The 21,249-nt window shown below is 67.4% G+C and carries 17 protein-coding genes; 4 read left to right on the top strand and 13 right to left on the bottom strand.

Annotation, left to right across the window (positions count from 1 at the left end):
• Positions 1-75 precede the first annotated feature (75 nt).
• A complete protein-coding gene (glgX, locus tag AC1DYU_RS00895) occupies positions 76-2,163 on the bottom strand; it encodes a glycogen debranching protein GlgX (protein WP_476790019.1) in 2,088 nt (695 codons plus the stop codon).
• 221 nt (positions 2,164-2,384) lie between these two features.
• Here glgX and glgA point away from each other — a divergent pair, with 221 nt between their 5' ends.
• Entirely contained in the window at positions 2,385-3,917 is a 1,533-nt protein-coding gene (gene glgA, locus AC1DYU_RS00890) for a glycogen synthase GlgA (RefSeq protein WP_476790018.1), read from the top strand.
• Positions 3,918-4,057: 140 nt separating this feature from the next.
• Here glgA and AC1DYU_RS00885 read toward each other — a convergent pair whose 3' ends face one another.
• Positions 4,058-4,369, bottom strand: coding sequence for a DUF2934 domain-containing protein (locus AC1DYU_RS00885; RefSeq protein ID WP_476790017.1), 312 nt, complete (start codon positions 4,367-4,369; stop codon positions 4,058-4,060).
• A 197-nt stretch (positions 4,370-4,566) separates the two neighbouring features.
• Here AC1DYU_RS00885 and glgB point away from each other — a divergent pair, with 197 nt between their 5' ends.
• Together glgB and malQ are read left to right on the top strand one after the other, a co-directional pair.
• Complete coding sequence (glgB, locus tag AC1DYU_RS00880) at positions 4,567-6,768, top strand: 1,4-alpha-glucan branching protein GlgB (RefSeq protein WP_476790016.1); 2,202 nt, start codon at positions 4,567-4,569, stop codon at positions 6,766-6,768.
• Between the two features lie 179 nt (positions 6,769-6,947).
• Entirely contained in the window at positions 6,948-9,014 is a 2,067-nt protein-coding gene (malQ, locus tag AC1DYU_RS00875; RefSeq protein ID WP_476790015.1) for a 4-alpha-glucanotransferase, read from the top strand.
• Positions 9,015-9,167: 153 nt separating this feature from the next.
• Here malQ and treY read toward each other — a convergent pair whose 3' ends face one another.
• Together treY and AC1DYU_RS00865 are read right to left on the bottom strand one after the other, a co-directional pair.
• Entirely contained in the window at positions 9,168-11,789 is a 2,622-nt protein-coding gene (gene treY, locus AC1DYU_RS00870) for a malto-oligosyltrehalose synthase (protein ID WP_476790014.1), read from the bottom strand.
• Positions 11,790-11,864: 75 nt separating this feature from the next.
• Positions 11,865-13,283, bottom strand: a complete 1,419-nt coding sequence (locus tag AC1DYU_RS00865) for an SNF2-related protein (RefSeq protein WP_476790013.1) — start codon at positions 13,281-13,283, stop codon at positions 11,865-11,867.
• Positions 13,284-13,408: 125 nt separating this feature from the next.
• On the opposite strand from AC1DYU_RS00865, the gene AC1DYU_RS00860 reads away from it, so the two are divergent.
• Positions 13,409-14,797: a M20 family metallopeptidase gene (locus AC1DYU_RS00860; RefSeq protein WP_476790012.1), complete on the top strand. Its 1,389-nt coding sequence runs from the start codon at positions 13,409-13,411 to the stop codon at positions 14,795-14,797.
• Positions 14,798-14,801: 4 nt separating this feature from the next.
• On the opposite strand, the gene AC1DYU_RS00855 is transcribed toward AC1DYU_RS00860, so the two are convergent.
• The 9 genes from AC1DYU_RS00855 to AC1DYU_RS00815 all read right to left on the bottom strand — a co-directional run bounded on the left by AC1DYU_RS00855 (position 14,802) and on the right by AC1DYU_RS00815 (position 21,249).
• The gene (locus AC1DYU_RS00855; RefSeq protein WP_476790011.1) at positions 14,802-15,053 is read right to left on the bottom strand and encodes a hypothetical protein; all 252 of its coding nucleotides are present in this window, start codon (positions 15,051-15,053) and stop codon (positions 14,802-14,804) included.
• A 136-nt stretch (positions 15,054-15,189) separates the two neighbouring features.
• Positions 15,190-16,848 (bottom strand): TRAP transporter large permease, encoded by a 1,659-nt coding sequence (locus AC1DYU_RS00850; RefSeq protein WP_158486586.1) that lies wholly within the window; start codon positions 16,846-16,848, stop codon positions 15,190-15,192.
• A gap of 155 nt (positions 16,849-17,003) precedes the next feature.
• Entirely contained in the window at positions 17,004-17,603 is a 600-nt protein-coding gene (locus tag AC1DYU_RS00845; protein WP_158486546.1) for a TRAP transporter small permease subunit, read from the bottom strand.
• 417 nt (positions 17,604-18,020) lie between these two features.
• Positions 18,021-19,199: a hypothetical protein gene (locus AC1DYU_RS00840; protein WP_476790010.1), complete on the bottom strand. Its 1,179-nt coding sequence runs from the start codon at positions 19,197-19,199 to the stop codon at positions 18,021-18,023.
• Positions 19,199-19,351 carry a hypothetical protein gene (locus AC1DYU_RS00835; protein WP_476790009.1) on the bottom strand — a complete coding sequence of 51 codons (153 nt, stop codon included), beginning with the start codon at positions 19,349-19,351 and terminating at the stop codon, positions 19,199-19,201. Before AC1DYU_RS00835 ends, AC1DYU_RS00840 begins: the two co-directional genes overlap by 1 nt.
• Positions 19,348-19,653 (bottom strand): hypothetical protein, encoded by a 306-nt coding sequence (locus AC1DYU_RS00830; RefSeq protein WP_476790008.1) that lies wholly within the window; start codon positions 19,651-19,653, stop codon positions 19,348-19,350. Before AC1DYU_RS00830 ends, AC1DYU_RS00835 begins: the two co-directional genes overlap by 4 nt.
• 13 nt (positions 19,654-19,666) lie before the next feature.
• The gene (locus tag AC1DYU_RS00825; protein WP_476790007.1) at positions 19,667-19,951 is read right to left on the bottom strand and encodes a hypothetical protein; all 285 of its coding nucleotides are present in this window, start codon (positions 19,949-19,951) and stop codon (positions 19,667-19,669) included.
• Between the two features lie 141 nt (positions 19,952-20,092).
• The gene (locus AC1DYU_RS00820) at positions 20,093-20,347 is read right to left on the bottom strand and encodes a hypothetical protein (protein ID WP_476790006.1); all 255 of its coding nucleotides are present in this window, start codon (positions 20,345-20,347) and stop codon (positions 20,093-20,095) included.
• Positions 20,344-21,249 carry a glycoside hydrolase family 19 protein gene (locus AC1DYU_RS00815; protein WP_476790005.1) on the bottom strand — a complete coding sequence of 302 codons (906 nt, stop codon included), beginning with the start codon at positions 21,247-21,249 and terminating at the stop codon, positions 20,344-20,346. Before AC1DYU_RS00815 ends, AC1DYU_RS00820 begins: the two co-directional genes overlap by 4 nt.

Raw genomic sequence — 21,249 nt, 5'->3', positions numbered from 1 at the left:
CCGCGAACCGGACCAGCCCAGTCGTGGGTTCCGAGTTCATGCCTTCGGCATGCCCCGGAATGACAGCCGTGCCCCTCACATCAAAACGATCAGCGACCTTGGCGACAGCGTCAGCTCCGTATCCGCCTTCAGCCCCTTGCGCCCCTCATCAGAGGCCGGGCCCGTTTCTGTATCCAGTACGACCGACCATGATCCGGCCTTCACCCGCGGCGGAAGCTTGAAGACAACGTCGCCATCGAAGGCATTGAAAAGAATCAGGGCTTCGTCGCCGCCCTGATCGACATCGGGCATATGCATCAGGAGGCCGATCGCCAGCACGCCCTCGTCGTCCCAATGCTCCTCCTGCTGGTCGCCGCCGGCCGGATTGACCCAGCGCAGCAGGCAGCCGTCGCGGAAGGAGGCGCGCCGGAAGATCGGGTGGTCGGCCCGCAGCTTCGTCACGCGCTGGACGAAACCGGTCAGCGCCCGGTCGCGATCGGTTAGTTCCTCCCAGCGCATCCAGGCGATCTCGCTGTCCTGGCAATAGACGTTGTTGTTGCCGTGGTTGGAATGGCCGTGCTCGTCGCCGGCCAGGATCATCGGCGTGCCGTGCGAGAGCAGCAGTGTCGCCAGCAGATTGCGCTTCTGGCGCTCGCGGGCGGCGATGATGCCGGCGTCCTCAGTCGGGCCTTCGGCGCCGAAATTGAACGACAGGTTGTGACCGTGGCCGTCCTTGTTGTCCTCGCCATTCGCCTCGTTGTGCTTCTCGTTGTAGGAAACCAGATCGTTCAGCGTGAAGCCGTCATGGGCGGTGATGAAGTTGACGCCGGCCCAGGGCCGCCGCCCGCGCAGATCGTAGATGTCGCCCGATCCGGTCATGCGCGCGGCGAGGTCGCGGATGATGCCTTGCTCGCCCTTCCAGTAGGCGCGGGTGGTGTCACGGTATTTGTCGTTCCACTCGCCCCAGCCCGGCGGAAAGCCGCCGACTTGGTAGCCGCCCGGGCCGATATCCCAGGGCTCGCCGACGAGCTTCACCTTGCGCAGCACCGGGTCCTGCCCCACCGCGTCGAAGAAGCCGCCGCGCTGGTCGAAGCCATGCGGCTCGCGGCCCAGGATCGTGCCGAGATCGAAGCGGAAGCCGTCGACCTCCATCACCTCGACCCAGTAGCGCAGTGAGTCCAGGATCATCTGCAGCACGCGCGGATGGCTGGTATTGACCGTGTTCCCGGTGCCGGTGTCGTTGATGTAGAAGCGCGGATCGTCCGGCATCGTCCGGTAATAGGCGAAGTTGTCGATGCCCTTGAAGGAGAGCGTCGGCCCCATCTCGTTGCCCTCGGCGGTGTGATTGTAGACCACGTCGAGGATGACCTCGAGCCCAGCGTCGTGGAACTTGCGGACCATGTCGCGGAAGGATTGCAGCCCCGCTTTGCCCTCGTAACGCTGCATCGGCGCGAAGAAACCGATGGTGTTGTAGCCCCAGTAGTTGCGCAGGCCCCTGGACGCGAGGTGATGGTCGTCGAGATAGGCATGCACGGGCAAGAGCTCGACCGAGGTCACGCCGAGGCTCTTGATGTAGTCGATCACGGCCTTCTCGCCGAGCCCGTCGAAGGTGCCGCGCATCTCGTCCGGCACCGCCGGGTGCAGCTTGGTGAAGCCGCGCACATGGGTCTCGTAGAAGATCGTGCGATCCCAGGGCACGCTCGGTTTGCCGGGCGCGTGCGTATCGGCTTTCCAGTCGCAGACGACGCATTTTGGCGTGAAGGGCGCGCTGTCGAGTTCGCTGAACGTCAAATCCTTGTCGCTCTCGGCCCCGACGTCATAGCCGTAATGGGCATCGTTCCAGTCGACCGCGCCGGAATACTCCCTGGCATAGGGGTCGAGCAGCAGCTTGTTGGGGTTGAAGCGATGCCCCTCTTCCGGCGCGAAGCGTCCATGGACGCGATAGCCGTAGCGCTGCCCGGGCTTCACGCCCGGCAGATAGCCGTGCCAGACCTCGTCGGTATATTCGGGCAGGACGATGCGCGCCGTCTCGATCTCGCCGCTCTCGTCGTAGAGGCAGAGTTCGATCCTGTCGGCATGGGCGGAGAAGATCGCGAAATTCGTGCCTTCGCCGTCATGAACGGCGCCAAGTTCCGTCCCCTGCCCGGCTTTGACCTCGAAGCGCATCCCGTTTCCGTCAGCCATGAACGTCCTCGCACGGTTCAGGCTGACCGAACGGGCCCGCACCGTGCGAAACCACTCCTCCGTCAAAAATGATGCCACGACCTGCCGCAGATCGTGCAACGTGAGGAGGGTCCCCGGGGTTCCTGCCGACGGCCTCCAAATTGCATCAATTGTTTCGCAGCGCAGCATGGAACCTTAACCGCGGTGCGGTGTTGTGGTTGCGCAAATGGGGGAGTTCGCCGATGGCCGAGACATCGAAGGACACGGGAACCGACACCACCCCTTCGACATCCGGCCACGCATTGACCTACGCAGCAGCAGTCAAGGACGGCGCAGCCGACGTCCTGACCAAGCTTGCAGACACCACCAAGCTCCTCTTCGTCACCTCAGAAATGGGCGAGTTCATCAAGGCCGGCGGCCTCGGCGAGGTCTCGACCGCGTTGCCGCGCCAGCTGCGCGCACTTTGCGACGTCCGCGTCCTGCTCCCCGGTTTCCGCCAGGTCCGCGCCGCCAAGCCCGCCATGGACATCGTGCGCGAGATGCCGCGTACGGCGAGCCTGCCGCCCTGGTCGCTCGGGCGCTTCAGCACCGCTGACGGGCTGACGATTTATGCCGTGCTCTGCGACGAGCTCTACGACCGCGAGGGCTCGCCCTACGGCCCCTTCGCCGGCGGCGACTTCAGCGACAACGACATCCGCTTCGCCAGGCTCTCGCTCGCGGCTGCCGAAATCGCCGCGGGCGAGGCCGATCCGAACTGGAAGCCCGACATCATCCACGTCAATGATTGGCCGTCCGCGCTGGCGCCGGGCTATCTGCGCTGGAAAGGCCTCAGCACGCCCTCGATCCTGACGATCCACAACCTCGCCTATCAGGGGCTCTACCAGCCTTCGCGCATGAGCGCGCTCGGCATTCCCGACCTCGCCTTCTCGGTCAACGGCGCCGAGTTCCACGGCAAGATCTCGTTCCTGAAGAGCGGCATTTACTACAGCTCGCATGTCACCACGGTGAGCGAGACCTATGCCCGCGAGATCACGACGCCCGAGCATGGCTGCGGGCTCGACGGCCTGCTCAAGACCCGCATGGACGAGGGCCGCCTGACCGGTATCGTCAACGGCATCGACGACAGCTGGACCTCGCCGGCCGGCGCACTGAACACGGCCGCCCAGCGCGTGCGTCAGTGGAAGCGCCAGAGCGCGACCGACATCCGCAAGACCTTCGAACTGCCACCCTCGCGCGGGCCGCTGTTCTCGATCATCTCGCGGCTCGTGCATCAGAAGGGCATCGACCTCTCGATCGAGGCAGCAGAGACGATCGTCGCCAATGGCGGCCAGCTCGTGGTCACCGGGCGCGGCGAGCCGCGTCTCGAGGATGCGATCGAGCGGCTCGCCCGCCAGCATCCCAGGGCGGTCGCCGCGCGCATCGGCTTCGACGACGCAGAGGCGCGCCGCATCTTCGCGGCCAGCGATTTCCTGCTGATGCCCTCGCGCTTCGAGCCCTGCGGCCTGAGCCAGATGTACGCCCAGCGCTTCGGCGCGCTGCCGATCGCCTATCGCACCGGCGGCCTCGTCGACACCATCGAGGACGGGCGGTCGGGCTTCCTGTTCTCGTCGCTGACGGGGGCTGGCCTGGCGTCCGCCGTGACACGTGCGCTCGACGCCTTCCGCTCCAAGGTCGCGTTCCGGCAGATGCGCGAGCATGCGATGGCCAAGCGCTTCGACTGGAGCCGGCCGACACATCGCTATGCCGATGTCTATGCCCGGTCCCTATCGGCTTGAGGCCGAGCAACGTCCAACCGGCCGTCACGATCCTCTCACGTCATTACGAGCGCAGCGAAGCAATCCAGAATCGTAGAGCGCTACGTCCACTGGATTGCTTCGCTGCGCTCGCAATGACGTCGCGGCGATCGGTGCCAGTATCAGGCCTTTTTCTTCGGAGCCGCCTTGGTGGCAGCAGCCTTCGCCGGAGGCTTGGCAGCCGGCACATCCTTGGCGCCAGGCACCGGCCGGCCCTTGGCGGGCGGCTTGGCCTTGGCCTCAACCGTCTCGGTCGCCTTGCCGTCTGCCTTTTTGGCAGCCGCTTTCTTGCTGCCTGTCGTCTTGCCGCCCGCCAGGCTTGCAGCGACGCGGGCTTCGGCCTGCTGCCAATGCGCGGCGTCGCGCCCCTGCGGCTTGCCCTCGGCTTCCCATATCGCATAGGCCACGTCGCGAACGGTCTGCTCCCGGCTCATTACCATTCTCCATCTCAAGCGCCTGCAATGCAGAGCGACAACGACGACGAAGACACTTGGTTCCAGACCGGAACCACGGCGGGCTGCGGCATCGTCACAGCGGAACGCAGGCGGCCTCCGCTGCGTTGCATCATTGTCGATTCCCCGCCATTCGTGGAGTCGGTTTCGCGATGGAGCCCGACCGGATGACGCGCCAGATGCCGCTCAGACTGCCTGCCCTTCCAGGGAGCGACATCGCCCGGTTGGAGGAGGGTCGCCACCCCGATCCGTTCGCGGTGCTCGGTCGCCACACCGTCGATGGCATCGCGCTGGTGCGGGCCTGGCTGCCCGGCGCCAATTATGTCGAGCTGGTTACCGGCGAGGGCGAGGACCGTCGCGCCACGCCGATGGTCGGCAATGGCAGCGGGCTTTATGAGGCGCCTTGCCCGGACAACGCCGCTTACCGCATCCGGACGGCCTGGCCGGGCGGCATCACGGAAACCGCCGACCCCTACAGCTTTGGCCTGCTGCTCTCCGACGACGACATCTATCTCGCCGCGGAAGGCCGGCATTTCGACCTGTCGACGCGGCTCGGAGCCAATCCGCGGAATGTCGACGGAATCGACGGCGTGCTCTTCGCGGTCTGGGCGCCCAACGCGTCGCATGTCGCCGTCGTCGGCGATTTCAACGGCTGGGACGCGCGCCGCTACCCGATGCGCCGCCGCCTCGGCCCCGGCATCTGGGAGCTGTTCATTCCCGGCATCGGCCCCGGTGCGGTCTACAAATATGCCCTGATCGCAGCCTCGGGCGAACGCCTGCCCTGGAAGGCCGATCCGCTCGCGCGCTGCACCGAGATGCCGCCGCGCACCGGATCGGTCGTGGCCGCCCCGCCGGACTTCTCCTGGAGCGATACTGAATGGCTGGCGGCCCGCGAGAAGGCGAACCCGATCGCCGAGCCGATGACGACCTATGAGGTCCATGTCGGCTCCTGGCTCAGGACCGAATGGGGCCAACTCGGCTCATGGGACGAGGCCACCGAGCGACTGATCCCCTATCTCCAGCATATGGGCTTCAGCCATGTCGAGCTCATGCCGATCACCGAGCATCCCTTCGGCGGCTCCTGGGGTTACCAGCCGCTGGCGCTGTTTGCGCCGACGGCGCGGCTCGGGCCGCCCGAGGCCTTCGCCCGCTTCGTCGACCGCTGCCACGCCGCTGGCATCGGCGTCATCCTCGACTGGGTACCGGCGCATTTCCCCTCCGACGAGCACGGTCTTGCCCGCTTCGACGGCACCGCGCTTTACGAGCACGAGGACCCGCGCCAGGGCTTCCACATCGACTGGAACACGCTGATTTACAATGTCGGGCGCCGCGAAGTCCGCGGCTTCCTGATCGCCTCGGCCCTGTTCTGGATCGAGACCTTCCATCTCGACGGGCTTCGCGTCGATGCCGTCGCCTCGATGCTCTACCGCGACTACAGCCGCAAGCCCGGCGAATGGGTGCCCAACCATCTCGGCGGCCGCGAGAACCTGGAAGCCGTCAGCTTCTTCCAGGAACTCAACACGCTGATCGGCGCGCGCGGGCGCGGCGCCGTCACGATCGCCGAGGAATCGACCGCCTGGCCCGGCGTCACCAGCCCCGTCCACCATGGCGGGCTGGGCTTCCATTTCAAATGGAACATGGGCTGGATGCACGACACGCTGCGCTTCTTCGCGCGCGACCCGATCTATCGCGCCCATCACGGCGACGACGTCACCTTCGGGCTGATCTATGCCTTCTCGGAGAATTTCGTGCTGCCGATCTCGCATGACGAGGTCGTCCACGGGAAAGGCTCTCTGCTCTCGCGCATGCCGGGCGACGACTGGCAGCGCTTTGCGAACCTGCGCCTCTATCTCGCTCTGATGTGGGCTCATCCGGGCAAGAAACTGCTCTTCATGGGCTGCGAGTTCGGAGCGGAAGACGAATGGAGCGTCGATGCGCCCTTCCCCTGGCCGCATCCCTATGACGAGCGCCGCCAGGGCGTCTCCCGCCTGGTGCGCGACCTGAACGCGCTCTACCGCGCGACGCCGGCCCTGCATCGGCTCGACCATGCGCCGGAGGGTTTCGGCTGGGTCGTGGCCGATGACGCCGCCAACGCGGTCTTCGCCTTCAGCCGCTCCAGCATGCGCGGTGCAGCGGAAATCATGGTCGTCGCCAACATGACGCCCATGCCGCGCCAGGGCTACCGCATCGGCGTGCCCAGGCCAGGCCTCTGGGGCGAGCGCCTGAACAGCGATGCCGGAATCTATGGCGGTGCCGGCATGGGCAATGGCGGCGAGGTGGCGACGCAGGCCGTGGCCGCCCACGGCCAGGCGCAGAGCCTGTCCCTGACGCTCCCGCCGCTGGGGCTGCTGGTGCTGGAACATGAACCTGAGGCCGGTTGATCCATCGTGCCACACATCCAACACCGCGCCGGCATTCCGGGCGCAGCGAAGCGAAGGCCCGGAATCCATCGTAGAATTTCGCGCCCGGCGATGGATTCCGGATCGGCGCCGCTGACGCGGCTTGTCCGGAATGACGGCGTCGGTTTCATCACCATCGCACCGCCCCTCCGGAGTCCCTCATGAGCGACGACATCCTGCGCCAGCTCGCGACGAGGGCCGGCATCGCGCCGCACTGGACCGACCAGACCGGGACGGCCCGCGAGGTCTCGCCCGACAGCCTGCGCGCCATCCTGCGCGCGCTCGGCCTGCCCGCCGACAGCGACGCGGCCCTGCGCAATTCGCTGGCGCTGGTCGAGAGCGGCTCCGACGCCACGGCAGCCTCGCGCTTCACGACCGCGCGCGTCGGCCGGCAGGTGGGCCTGCCGCTCACGGCACCGGCCGGAACCCGCGTCGAGGTCACGCTCGAAAGCGGCTCGCGCCGCATCCTCATGTCGGAGGAAGGCTTCGGCGGGACGCTGACGCTGCCGGCTTTCGACGAGCCGGGCTATCACAGCGTTCACACCGATGACGGCGATTTCACCGTCGCGACGGCGCCCGAGCGCTGCATCACCTTCGCCGATCTCAATGGCGGCGCGCCCGGCTTCGGCCTCGCCGCCCAGATCTATTCGCTGCGGACGCCGAACGATGGCGGCATCGGCAATTTCGCCGGCGTCTCCGCGCTCGCGCGCGCGGCCGCCGCGCGCGGCGCCGATGCGCTGGCGATCAGCCCCGTCCACGCGCTCTATGGTGCGGCACCCGGTCATTTCAGCCCCTACTCGCCCTCGACGCGGCTGTTCTACAACCCGCTCCACGCCGACCCAGCCGCCGTCCTGCCCGACGAGATGCTGCGGGACGTCATCGCCAAGGCGGGTCTCGGCGAGGAGATGGCCAGGCTGTCGGCGTTGCCGCAGGTGGACTGGCTTGCGGCAACGCCGCTGCGCCAGCGCCTGCTGCGCGCACTCTTCGACGCCCTGTGCGATCCGAATTCTGCGGCCGGCCCGGCCCGAGCCGATTTCGAACGGGCACTGGCCGGGGCCTCGCCGCTGCTGACGTCGCACGCGCTCTTCGAGGTGCTGCACGCCGCGCAGCTGGAGCAGAACCCCGACGCCTGGAGCTGGCGCGACTGGGACGCTGGATACCGCGACCCCGACAGCCCGCAGGTGGCGGCGTTCGCCGCCGCGCATGAGCGGGACGTCGCCTACCAGATTTTCCTGCAATGGCTGACCGGCCGCTCCTATGACGAGGCGCAGCGCGCCTGCCGCGAGGGAGGCATGAAGGTCGGCCTCATCGCCGACCTCGCGATCGGCATGGACGGCTCGGGCAGCCATGCCTGGAGCCGCCAGCACGAGGTGCTGGGCGGGCTCAGTGTCGGCGCGCCTCCCGATTACTACTCCGCCGAGGGGCAGAGCTGGGGGCTGACCACCTTCTCGCCGCGCGGTCTCGCGGCATCGGGCTTTGCGCCCTTCATCGAGACCTTGCGTGCCAGCCTGCGCCATGTCGGCGGCATGCGCATCGACCATGTCATGGGCATGAGCCGGCTCTGGCTGGTGCCGGAGGGCGCGAGCGCGCTCGACGGCGCCTATGTCACCTTCCCGTCGGAGACCCTGTTCCGGCTGGTCGCGCTCGAATCCTGGCGTCACAGGGCGATCGTCATCGGCGAGGATCTCGGCACGCTTCCCGACGGCTTCCGCGATGATCTGCGCCAGCAGGGCGTCGCCGGCCTGCGCGTCCTGCGCTTCGAGAGGACCGAGCACGGCTACATCCCGCCCGAGCACTGGGACGGCGGCGCGGCCGCGCTCACCAGCACCCACGACCTTGTCCCAACGGCCGGCTGGTGGGCCGGCAGCGACATCGAGCCTGCCTATGGCGGCATCGACCAGGAGGGCGTTCGCGCCTGGGAGCGAGGCATCCTCTGGGGGGCCTTCCAGCAGGCGGGCGTCGCGCAAGGCGAGCGCCCTGCCCCGCAGGACACCGCGCCGGTGGTGGATGCCGCGATCCGCTACATCGCGAAGACCCCTTGCACGCTGAAGCTGCTGCCCATCGAGGACGCGCTCGGCATCGAGACCCAGCCCAACGTGCCGGGCACGACGACGGAGAAGCCGAACTGGCGCCACAGGCTGGACGGCGACGCCTCGGCGCTGCTGGACGACGAGGCGGTGCGGAGACGGTTCGGCTATCTCGGCCCGCCGCGAAACGCCGGCGCTTAGTCCCGCCTGGTATGTTTCTCGGAACCATGCCGTCATCCCGGACGCAGCGAAGCGGAGATCCGGGATCCATTCCGGAACGCTGTTCGGTGAGGTTCCGGCATGGATTCCCGGGTCAAGCCCGGGATGACGGCGGTGGTTCAGGCGCGGAAGCGATCAGCCGCGCGTCAGCGCCCACCCCCCGACCGGTACGACAGGAAGCGCGGCGCCGACCACGAGTTCAGCACCCGCCTGCATCTCCGGCCCGATCACCGCCTCTGCCGGACGGAGCCCTTCGGGCAGCGGGACGCGCGTATCGGCCCACCATTCGCGATCCGGCACCAGCGCATCGCCCACACCCATGCCCTCGGCGCAGCAGCGCGCCACGATGACCAGCATGGCCGCATCGCCCTCCCGCCGCAGGAATGCGAGCACGTTCTCGGCTCGCGGGCCCCGGACCTCCAGCGGCTCGTAGCTGCCCTGCGCGAACAGCGCGGGCGCGCTCTGCCGGAAGCGCAGCAGCTTGCGCAGCACCGCCTGCTTGATCCGCCCATCGCGCCAACTTTCCGCGAGAAGATCGAGCGAGAGATGCTGTGCCAGCGCGATCTTCCGTGCAGCGAAATCGACCGGCCGGCGGTTGTCGGGATCGACCAGGCTGAAGTCCCAGAACTCGGTGCCCTGATAGCTGTCGGGCACGCCAGGCGCGGTGCAGCGCAAGGCGAGCTGCACCAGCCCGTTCAGCGCGCCCGCCCGTTCGATCCGCCCGACGAAGGCCGCGACGTCGCGCAGGACATCGCCGCCTTTGGCCGGGTTCAGGGCGTCGGCGGCGAATTGCAGAGCCTGTGCTTCGTAATCCTCGTTCGGCGCAGCCCAGCTCGAACGCAGCTTGGCCTCGCGCAACGCCTTGCGCCACCAGCCCCCGAGACGCGTGGCCAACTGGTCGAGCCCGGCCGCATCATCGGCGGCAAGCCCGAGCGGCCAGGCGCCGGCCAGCATCTGCTGGAACATGTGCTCGTCGGCCGGGTCGAGCCCATCCGGCCGGATCGCGGCCGCAAGCTCGCGCCAGCGCGTGGAGGCCTCGACCCAGGCATCCGGCATCTCGCTCAGCACCGCGAGCCGCGCACGCATATCCTCGCCGCGCTTGTGGTCATGCGTCGCCGTCGCCAGCATCGCGTGCGGCACCTGCTCCGCCCGCTGGCGCATCAGCGCGTGGAAGGTGCCCGGCTCGATCCCGAGCACAGCGGCATCGAAGCCGACATCGTTGCGCGAGAGCAGCCGGCCGTAGCGATAGAAGGCGGTGTCCTCGACCGCCTTGGCGGCGAGCGGCGCGGCAAGCTGGTTGAAGCGCCGGATCGCCGTGATGCGGGCCGGCCGAAAGACCTCCTCGCCTTCCCCCGCGATCACCGAGGCGACGAAACGCAGCGCCGGCGGATCGCTCAGCGGCAGGGCCAGCGCAGCCTGCAACGCTGCCTTGACCGGTTCGCCCGCACCGACGCCGTCGTCGCGGCCAGTCGAATAGCTGCGATAGGCCCGCAGCTGTGCGATCAGGCCGGTCACGGCCCGCCGCAGCGCCGCTCGCGTCAGCCCCTCGGCGTCGCGGCCTCTCGCGCCGGCCTCCTCCAGCGCATCGACCAGCCGCTCGCGCTGACCGTCAAAGCTGCAGGAGAGGATTTCATGGCGCGCCATCTCCTCCTCGTCATGGAAATCGCGCGGTCGCCCGCTCAGGACCGCCCAATGCGCCGACAGTGCATCCGCCGACGAGCGGTCGTGCTGGAGCGCCGAAATCTGATCCATGAAATCGTAGCCAGTCGAGCCGTCGACGTGCCATTCCCCGGGAATCTGCTCGCCGGGCGCCAGGATCTTCTCGACGACGAGCCAGGCACGCCTCTCCCGCAAACCCTCCGGCCGCTGGCGCTGGAGCGTGTCGAGATGACGCCGCAGCTCGCGGCAGTAGCCGGCCGGGTCGGAGAGCCCGTCGACATGGTCGATGCGCAGGCCGTCGATCAGCCCGTCGCGATAGAGCCGCAGCACCACGGCATGCTTGGCCGCGAAAGCGGCCGGCTCCTCCATCCGGATGGCGGCGAGCTGGGTGACGTCGAAGAAGCGACGCCAGTTGATCCGGTCGCCGGCATTGCGCCACCAGTCGAGCACAAAGTTCTGGCGCGAGAGCAGGGCATCGAGCCGGTCGGCATCGCGAAAGGCCTCGACCCCGACAGTCGCGATCTCGGCCTGATCCTCGGGGCGGATCGGGAAAAGATGTTCGCCATAGGAGACGGCGTAGCCGCCATCATGGAGGACCAGCGACAAGGCGCCCGATGCCAGCACCTCCCGATAGGGCTCTCCCAGGAAAGGCGCATGGACCTTGCCGGCAAGCTGCGGATCGGGAGATTCGAAATCGACGTCGAACCAATCAGCATAGGCGCTGTTGCCGCCATGCTTGAGCAGGTCGAGCCAGAGCCTGTTGTCGCTGCCGCCGACCGCCATATGGTTGGGCACGATGTCGAGGATGATGCCGATGCCCTGGGCCCGCAGTGCGGCCGCCATCTCCTCGAACGCAGCTTCCCCGCCGAGTTCGGGATTGATCGCATCGTAGTCGACGACGTCATAGCCGTGCATCGAGCCGGGTCGCGCGGTCAGGATGGGCGAGGCATAGACATGGCTGATGCCGAGTTCGCCGAGGTAGCCCGCGAGATCGCGCCCGGCCGAGAACGGGAAATCCTTGTGGAACTGCAGGCGGTAGGTCGCGCGCGGCACATCGGAGGTGACAGGGGTTTCGAGGCGCTGCGGCGCATCCGGCATTGGTGATCTTTCAGGCTGTCGGCCGCCAGGCGGGCCGAGAGACTGAACCGGGGATGGCAGCGCTTGTTCCCGGTCTCAGGCCGCCGCGCGCGCCTCGACGACCCCAGCGATCGCCTCGAGCATGCGGGTGTCGTCGCCCGCCAACCCCTCCATCGCCGCCATCCGCGCGATCACGGTGCCGGCGACCGCCTCCTCCACCGTGTCCTCCGCATAGGCGTAGAAGATCGTGGCGTGCTGGCCGTCGCGGTGGCAGCGGCCCTCGATCTGCTGGAGCTGGATCGCGCTGTGGCGCATATCGTGGATCACCAGCGAGCGTTCGCGCTCGCCGCCCGGCATCTCGCCGCGATGCAACGAGATCGATTCGGTGACGGTGAAGATCACCGCGTCGAGCTGCCCGGTCTGGAAGGCGACCCGCGTCTCCTCATTGACCGCGCCCGAGCGCTCGCCATTGATCTCGGCCACGCGCCAGCCACGCCCGCGCAGAGCCTCGGCCAGCATGGCGCTGGTTTCGAGGAAGGCGACGGAGACCGCGACCTGCTCGTCATTCCCCAGCAGGTCGTCGCAGAAATCGACCGTGCCGGGAATCCGCAGCAGGCTCGCCTTCTGGCGGAAGCGCAGATCGGCCGCCCAGCCCCGCGGCTTGCGCGTCGAGCCTCCGGCCAGACCGAGCTCCCTGCGGAACTCCCGCCAGGTCGCGTCGTAGAGCTTGCGCGCGGGGGCATCCAGCGCGACAGGAGCCAGCTCGCGCTGGACCTCGGGCCAGCCCGCGATCTCCTCCGGCCGCCGTCGCAACCCGATAGCCTTGGCACCGCGATAGAGCAGATCGGCCATCACCTTGCGGTCGGCCTCGTTGGGCTCCCAGCTCCAGTTCTTCCAGCGCCCCTTGGCCCGCCCGATCCTCAACTGCTTCATCAGCACGCGGAAACCGTCGAGATCGGCGCTCGGCATGCCCGCCGCCCGCGCCAGCAAGGGGCCGAGATAAGACAGCTCGTGCGGCGATTGTCCGGCGGTGGCGCTCATGTAGATCGTGAAATGCGCAGCCGCCGCCATCTGCCGGCAGACCAGACCCTGCTGCGAGTTCGGATTGCGGATGCGGTGCGCCTCGTCGATCACCACCAGGGGCCAGACCCGCTTCGGCGTGCCGAGCTTGGCCAACTCGTTGTTCTTCGCCCGAACCGAGCGCTTTTTCGAATCGGCAGGCGCCGCCAGCAGCGACTTGGTCTTCTCGAAATTCATCAGGGTGACTCGCTTGGCCGGCAGCCCCGACAGCGCCATGGTCCGTCGCCATTGCGGGATCGCGCCCTTGGGGCAGATCACCAGCACCTCCTGTTCCGGCATCGCCGACAGCGCGAGCCAGGCCGAGAGCGTCTTGCCGAGCCCTGTGAGATCGCCGAGCAGGAAGCCCGGGGCACCGGCCGCGCGCGCCGCCAGGATGGCATCGCCAGCCACGCGCTGATGCGCATGCGGCACCATGAGATGCGGATCGTCCGTCATCACGCGCGCATCCCCTGCGCGCCATATCCCGTGGCCGATCCCTGCATGCGCATGCCAGTATCAACGGCAGGCGCGATCGGCAACGATCCCGCCCTCTCCCTGACGCAGACAGATAGCGAGCTTCCATGACCCGCGCCCAGGCCATCGCGCATGCCCAGGACTATTTCGATACCGGCGCTTTGAAGCGCGACCTGGCGCGGCTCATCGCGATGCCGACCGAGAGCCAGAACCCCGAGCGTGCATCGGTGCTCGTCGATTACCTCGAGCGCGAGATGCGCCCGCTCTTCGAGGGGCTCGGCTTCGCATGCCGGATCCTGACCCATCCGAAGGCCAAGGGCCCCTTCCTTTTCGCTGAGCGAATCGAGGACGAAAGCCTGCCGACGATCTTCGGCTACGGCCATGGCGACGTCATTCGTGGGCTGGATGCGCAATGGAGCGAGGGCCTCTCGCCCTGGACCCTGACCGAGCGCGGCGACCGCTGGTATGGCCGCGGAGTGGTCGACAACAAGGGCCAGCATGTCATCAATATCAACGCCTTGCGCGCCGTACTTGAATCACGCGGAAAGCTCGGCTTCAACGCCAAATACCTGATCGAGATGGGCGAGGAATCCGGCTCGCCGGGCCTGCGCGAGCTCTGCGCGGACGAGGCGGAACTGTTCCGCTCAGACGTGCTGATCGCGTCCGACGGCCCGCGCCTCAATGCCGAACGACCGACGGTTTTCCTTGGAGCACGCGGGGTCATCACCTTCGACCTCTCGATCGTCGCCCGCGAGGGCGGGCATCACTCCGGCAACTGGGGCGGCATCCTCTCCGATCCCGCCATCCAGCTCGCCCATGCCATCGCGAGCATCACCTCGCCGACCGGCCAGATCCGCATCCATGAATGGGTGCCGCCGGAGCTGCCGCGGGCCGTGCGCGATGCGGTGGCCGATTGCATCATCGATGGCGGCACCGACGGTCCGCAGATCGATGCCGGCTGGGGCGAGCCCGGCCTGTCGCCGGCCGAACAGGTCTTCGGCTGGTGCTCCTTCGACGTGCTGGCGATGAAGTCGGGCGTTCCGGAAACGCCCGTCAACGCCGTACCGCCGAGCGCCTGGGCCCGTTGCGCGCTGCGCTTCGTCGTCGGCATCGATCCCAGGGACGTTGTCCCGGCGCTGCGCCGCCATCTCGACCGTCACGGCTTTTCCATGGTCGAGATCGTCATGCCCGGCGCCGAACGCTTCGGTGCGACCCGTCTCGATCCGGAGGATCCCTGGGTCGCCTTCACCATGGCTTCGATCGCGCGCAGCACCAACAAGAAGCCGGCCCTGCTTCCCAATCTCGGCGGCTCCCTGCCCAACGACATCTTCGCGGAAATCCTCGGCCTTCGCACGATCTGGGTGCCGCATTCCTATCCCGGCTGCTCGCAGCATGCGCCCGACGAACACCTGCCCATCGCCATCGCCCGCGAGGCGCTGGGATTGATGGCCGGGCTCTACTGGGACATCGGCTCCGGCGAGGCGCCGCCCCTGTAGAGCGCTACTCCAGAGACTGCCGCGGCCCCCTGTTCGGCGGCAGGTCGAAGGGCGTAGCCGGCGGACCCTCTGGCGGCACGTCGGGCGGAAGCTCCGGCGGCGGCCCGACCGGAACGCCCAGCGGCTCCTCGTCCGGCGGCGATTCGACCGGCGGCGCCGGCGGCACCTCCGTCGGCGTCAGCGGCGGGGCTTCCGGCGGCGGGGTCGGCATCGCCGGGGTTCCACCGGGATCGGCCGCATGGATCATGGTTGTCATCAGGCAAGGTCCTCTTTCGAGGACCAACGCGTTCACGCGCCAAAAGGTTCGCCGCACCAAAGCCGCGAGAACCGGTTCGACTGGCTGGACAGAGACAAGCACGCCGGCACGAGGCCGGCGTTCTCATTATCTTATCTCACTTGAAGGTCGGCGGCGCGTTCAGGTCGAAGCCGCCCAATCCGCCGGCGCCGCCCATGCCCGGGATCTGGATCGAGTCGAACTGCTTGTCGATCGCTTTCTGGTCGAGCTGCACGGCGGAAGCCTTGTAATGCATCACCATCTGCGGGAAGGCCACCACCAGCGCCACCATGATGCACTGGATCACCACGAAGGGCACCGCGCCCCAGTAGATCTGGGCGGTGGTCACCGGCTCCATCATGTTACCGGTCACCTTGTCGCGGTAGCGGTCCTTCGGCGCGACCGAGCGCAGGAAGAACAGCGCGAAGCCGAAGGGCGGATGCATGAAGCTGGTCTGCATGTTCACGCCCAGGATGACGCCGAACCAGATCAGGTCGATGCCGAGCTTGTCGGCGGCCGGCCCGAGCAGCGGCACGATGATGAAGGCGAGCTCGAAGAAGTCGAGGAAGAAGGCGAGCAGGAACACCATCACGTTGACGACGATCAGGAAGCCCGTCGCGCCGCCCGGCAGCCCGACCAGCAGATGCTCGACCCAGACATGGCCGTTGACGCCGTAGAAGGTCAGCGAGAACACGCGCGCGCCGACCAGGATGAACAGCACGAAGGCAGAGAGCTTGGCGGTCGACTCCGTCGCCTGCTTGAGCAGGTCGAAGGTCATGCGCTTCTTGCCATAGGCCAGCAGGATCGCGCCGGCCGCGCCCATGGCGCCGCCCTCGGTCGGCGTCGCGACGCCGATGAAAATCGTGCCAAGCACGAGGAAGATCAGCGCCAGCGGCGGCACCATCACGAACACGACCTGCTCGGCCATGCGCGAGAGCAGCTTGAGGCCGAGCACCTTGTTGGCGATGGCGATCACGAAGGAGACGCCGACAGCGATCGACATCGTCAGGATGACGAAATCCGCCCCGGCCTTCACGCTCGTGAACAGCTTCAGGCAGGCATAGGCGATCCCGAAGGAGATGATCGTGATCACCAGCAGCGAAAGCCGCCGCGTCTGGCCATCGGGATCGCGCAGTGTCTGCGCGTCCGGCGGCAGGCCCGGCGCCCGCTTCGGATAGATCATCGTCACCAGGAAGACGTAGCCGGCATACATCCCCGCCAGCACTAGGCCGGGAATGAAGGCGCCCTCATACATGTCGCCGACGGAACGGCCGAGCTGGTCGGCGAGCACGATCAGGACGAGCGAAGGCGGGATGATCTGCGCCAGCGTGCCCGAGGCCGCGATGACGCCCGATGCGAGGCGTCGGTCATAGCCGTAGCGCAGCATGATCGGCAGCGAGATCAGGCCCATCGAAATCACCGAGGCCGCGACGACGCCGGTGGTGGCCGCGAGCAGCGCGCCGACGAAGATCACAGCATAGGCAAGACCGCCGCGGACGGGGCCGAAGAGCTGGCCGATCGTATCCAGCAGGTCCTCTGCCATGCCCGAGCGCTCGAGGATGAGGCCCATGAAGGTGAAGAACGGGATCGCCAGCAGGACGTCGTTGTTCATCGTGCCGTAGATGCGCTCCGGCAGGGCCTGCAGGAAGTTCTCCTGGAACAGTCCGAGCTCGATGCCGACGATGGCGAAGAGCAGGCCGTTGGCAGCCAGCGCGAAGGCGACGGGATAGCCCAGCAGCAGGAACAGGACGAGGGCTGCAAACATCACCGGCGCCATGTTGACGCGCAGGAAGTCGCCGAAACCGGCGGCGTGGGCGTCTCCGGTATGGAACCCGAAGAAGGCGATCAGGGTCAGCGCGAGCAGGAGGCCGGCGACGCGAGGCAGGCGGGTGGCGGTCATGATGGTGGGTGTCCGGGCGTCTTTGGAGTTGCTCACGGGGCCAGTCCCTGCTGCTTGGCGACGTCGAGCAGTCGCTGTGCTTCGGCCTCGGCAGCGGCAGCATGGCCGCGCAGCGTCTCGTCATCCTCGAGATGCCCGCGCATGATCGCGATCTGCTTGATGATCTCGGAAACGCCCTGGAACGCCAGCATGATGAAGCCGATGATGACGAGGCCCTTGGCCGGCCATTGCGGCAGGCCGCCGGCCGACAGCGACTGCTCGTTGATGACATAGGAGCGGGTGAAGAACGGCCAGGAATGGTAGATCATCAGCAGGCAGAGCGGCATCAGGAACAGCGTGTGGCCGATCAGGTCGATCCAGTGCTGCACGCGCTTGGGCAGCAGGCCGTTCACGATGTCGATGCGGATATGCTCCTTCACCTTCAGCGTCCAGGCTGCGCACATCAGGAACACGGCGCCAAACAGCATCCACTGCAATTCGAGCCAGGCATTCGACGAGACGTTGAAGACCTTGCGGATGATCGCGTTCACGGTCGCGACAATCACTGCCAGCAAGATCAGCCAGGCGACCTTCTTGCCGATCTGCTCATTGATCGTGTCAATGACACGGCTGACCCCGAGTAATCCCTGCACGCCAGTGCTCCCCAAATCCCGTGCGGCGCCTTGTTCTGGAAGCAGGCCCCGTCCGCGTTTCGGTTATAGGAAGGCTATGCCGCGCACAAGCGCCCGAGCCCCTTATCCAAAAGGCGGGGTGCCGGGATTTTCGGCAGGGAGCGCGCAGCGAATGAAGTCGTCACCATGGCCGGAGCCGGGACTGCGGCAATAGCCCGCAGGAGCGGCTTCTCCGCAGGGCCATATCGACGATGTCGCTAAGAAAGATCCGTGGTGGGTGATGTAGGGCTCGAACCTACGACCCGCTGATTAAGAGTTATCGGACCTTCACAATTACTCAATGACTTACAGTCAAGCGCCGTGCGAATAGCGTCATGCGACGGCATATCGCGGAACGCGACTTCGCACGACTTGCCAGCCTTGTCGATGGGCGGCAGGTCAGGTTTTCCACTCCGTCACCGGGAGAAGGGTCGCTAGATACGCCTCGCCCGCGCTGGCGACGTGGATGCCGTCAGCCGTCATGGCCACAGGGCCAGGGAGAACCCGGAACTTGTCCGCCACAGTTTCATCCTCTGCCATCTTCGAGATGTCGATCACGCCGGCAGTCTTGAGGCTGGCGCGGATGGAGGTGTTGAGCGTGAGGCGGGTGGCGTTGCTGGCGTCGACGGTTTGGCCATCGACGGTGAGCCACGTTCCGGAAGTCACGGTTTCGAGCGTGCATTGCCAGACGCGCAGTGGCGCTGGGAAGTTGGCGTTGATCGTCTCCAGGCGGGCAAAGGCCGTGGCCGCACTCGCCGGCGAGCCACCGCGGATGTCGTTGATGCCGTACCCGTTGATGATGTCCGTGGCGTAAAGGGCAGCCAGCGCGGTGCGGCGGGATCCCGCGGTAATGTAGTCTGCCGCCTTCTCGGAGGCTCTGCCGAAGTTCGTGAACGGGATGCCCGCGTCCATCAGCGCCCGCTCGTAGCGGCCATAGGGCTCGCGGTAATCCACCCTGCTGTAGATGTCGCCCTGGTCCCCCGAGATGCGGCTGTCCCCGATCAGGGCGAGGCCGCGCTGGCGGGTCGGAGCGACGATGGCGGCAGGCCAGAAACCAAGGTGCGGCGAAGAACCATCGCCCGAGTAGGCGCCGCCGGCCGTGTTGTCCGAGAGAACCGTGCTCTTGTAATCGAAGGTATCGTTCCTGGGCGTTCCAGTGGGGGCGCCAAACGCGGGATGGCAGATGCGATAGACCATGCCGCTGGCGAAATGCGCCCAATAGCGAAGCGCGTACCAAGTGCCGCGCTTGTAGCTGCCGGGGATGGTGATGCTGAGGTTGGCGCCCGCAGCGCACGAGCCGGCCACACTTGAAGTGATGACGCCGGCGGCCGTCTCGATGGCCGCCGTCATGTCCAAGGCCCCAGAGCCAGCGACCTCGCCGCCCGTCGTGGGGACGTACCAGTTGCCCCAAATGAAGGTCGGGTTGATCACGTCGGCGGTGAACTGGAACCACATGCGGCCCCGGCACCATTGCTCGGCCACCAGCACGCGATCAGCCATGCGGCCCCGATTGGCGACGAGGCCGGTTCGGATGGGCAAAAGCCCGGCGGGTGCGGTCGTGACATCGCGGACAGCCATCAGATCGGCTCCATCAGGTATGCGCCATCGGCGTCGGTGAGATAGGCCCCGTCGCTGTCGACGAGGAAGACGAAGCCGGCGGGCGGGAACAAGCCACCCGGGCTATGGGTGCCAAGCACGCCGATCGAGCCGAGGCTTGAGATATTGTTCACGACTTGATCCAGAGCTTGTCGGTTGCGGCGAAGCCGACCGTGCGCTCGACGCCGGCGAGGATCTGCGCCCCGACCTCGCCGCCGCCCGGCTCGGCCGGGGCCACGGCGTAGCGCAGCGCCACATCGGTCGAGATGTGCAGCACCCGCTCACGCGTCTGGTTGGCGTTGCTGTTCTCGGGGATCGTGAAGGGCACCTCGACCCACGCACCCGTCGGGGCCTGGTCGACGACGTCGAGCCAGGCGCCGGCCATGATCGGCACGGAGCCGCGCGAGACGGTGTTGATCATGAAGTTGGCGGCCATGCGAGGATCCTTTTCAGGGCTTGCGAAAGAGTTTCAGCAGGAGGTCGAAGCGCTCGAAGGCCCAGAGCAGCGCGACGACGATCGGCGTGCCCCAGAGTGCGAGCCGGCGCAGAATGCGGGCGAAGCCCATGCCGTCGCGGATGATCTTGGTGTCGGCCTTGAGGGCGACGACGCTGCCCTGCAGCGCCGTCATCGACTGCTGGACATTGGCGACCGCGTGCGACCGCTCATTGGCGAGATCGAGCAGGCGATCGAGCTTGACCTGCATCTGCGTGATGTCGACCTGCATTGTGTCCATGCGATCCTCGACCACAGCCAAACGCTCGGGAGGCGAGATCGCCCGCCTACGCGGCGTCATCGCGACGGCCTCGCCCAGCAGCCGGCGGCGACGCCGCCCTCGAAGATTTCATCGACGGCCGCGCCGGTCGCGGTCGCCAGCTCATTGCCGAGTGACCGGCACTGCGGCGCCACATTGGCCGGTCGCACGGTTCCACACCCGGCCAGACTCAGCGCAAGCACGCACGCGCTGGCGAGCTTCGGCAATCGCATCGGCGGCATCGCGCCCCTCCTGGTTGATGGATTCGACAGCCTTGACGACGCGCGCGGCCGAGACGAGATCGACGACTTTCCAGATGGCAAAGCCGCCGCCGGCGAGCGCGGCGAGGATCAGCGCCAGGCGCAGGTTCGCGGTCATGCCGCGGCCTTGCTGCGGTTGATGGTGAGGCGACCGCTGACGACGAGCCAGCCGCCGATGCCGCCCGCGATCAGCAGGAACAGCAGCAGCAGGGCGAAGGCGGCGAGCGCCCATTGATTGGAGATGCCGGTCACGGCGGCCGTGGCGACGCCGCCAGCGGCCGTGGCGACGCCGCCCGCCGTGACGACCGCGATCGTGCCGGCGCTGCCGCTGGCGGCCACCGGGACGTCGTCGGGCTCGGCATCGGCGGCGACGACGTCGGTCGGCTGCGGCGTCGCCAGATCGGCCGCCTCCAGCGCGTCCAGGAAGGCGCGCCAGTGGCCGGCGATCAGCTTGGCCTTGTCGCGGCCGCCATTGACGATCGCGCGGGCCTCCTGCGGCAGGGCGAACTGCGGCGTGAAGTAATCCGCCAAGCGCTCCGGCCGCCTCTGGGCGGCGCTGTAGCGGAACAGCCCGTCACGCATGCCCACGACGGCGATGCGGGCGCTCGTCGCCGGATCGAGCGCCAGCGCCGGATTGGCGACCAGGTCGACGCCGATGGCGTTGCCGAGCTTGCGATAATTGGCCTCATGCGTGATCTGGATATCGCCGCGGCCGAACCAGCCCTTGCGCCAATAGGGCTCCTTCACCTTGCCGAGCTTGCCGGCCTTCCACGCCTTGTCGAGTGCCGCGATCGCGCCGGCGTCGCCGCTCGCGAAAGCCTCGCGCACCGGCTGCATCCGCGCGCCGGTCTCGTGAAACACGCTGGCGAGGACATAGGCGACCTGCCTGAGATCGAGCACGCGCTCGGCCCGGCAGGTCGCGAGAATGCGCTTGCAGCCCTCGACCTGCGCCGTCGAGAGCGAGCCGCCGAAAGGCGCCCGGCGGGCATAGGCGAAGAAGGTTTGCAGGTTGAGCGTCAT

It is taken from the genome of Allobosea sp. P2_B12, from assembly GCF_056404835.1.
The sequence above is the reverse complement of the archived record's forward strand: the minus strand, read 5'-3'. Positions and strand labels throughout refer to the sequence as shown.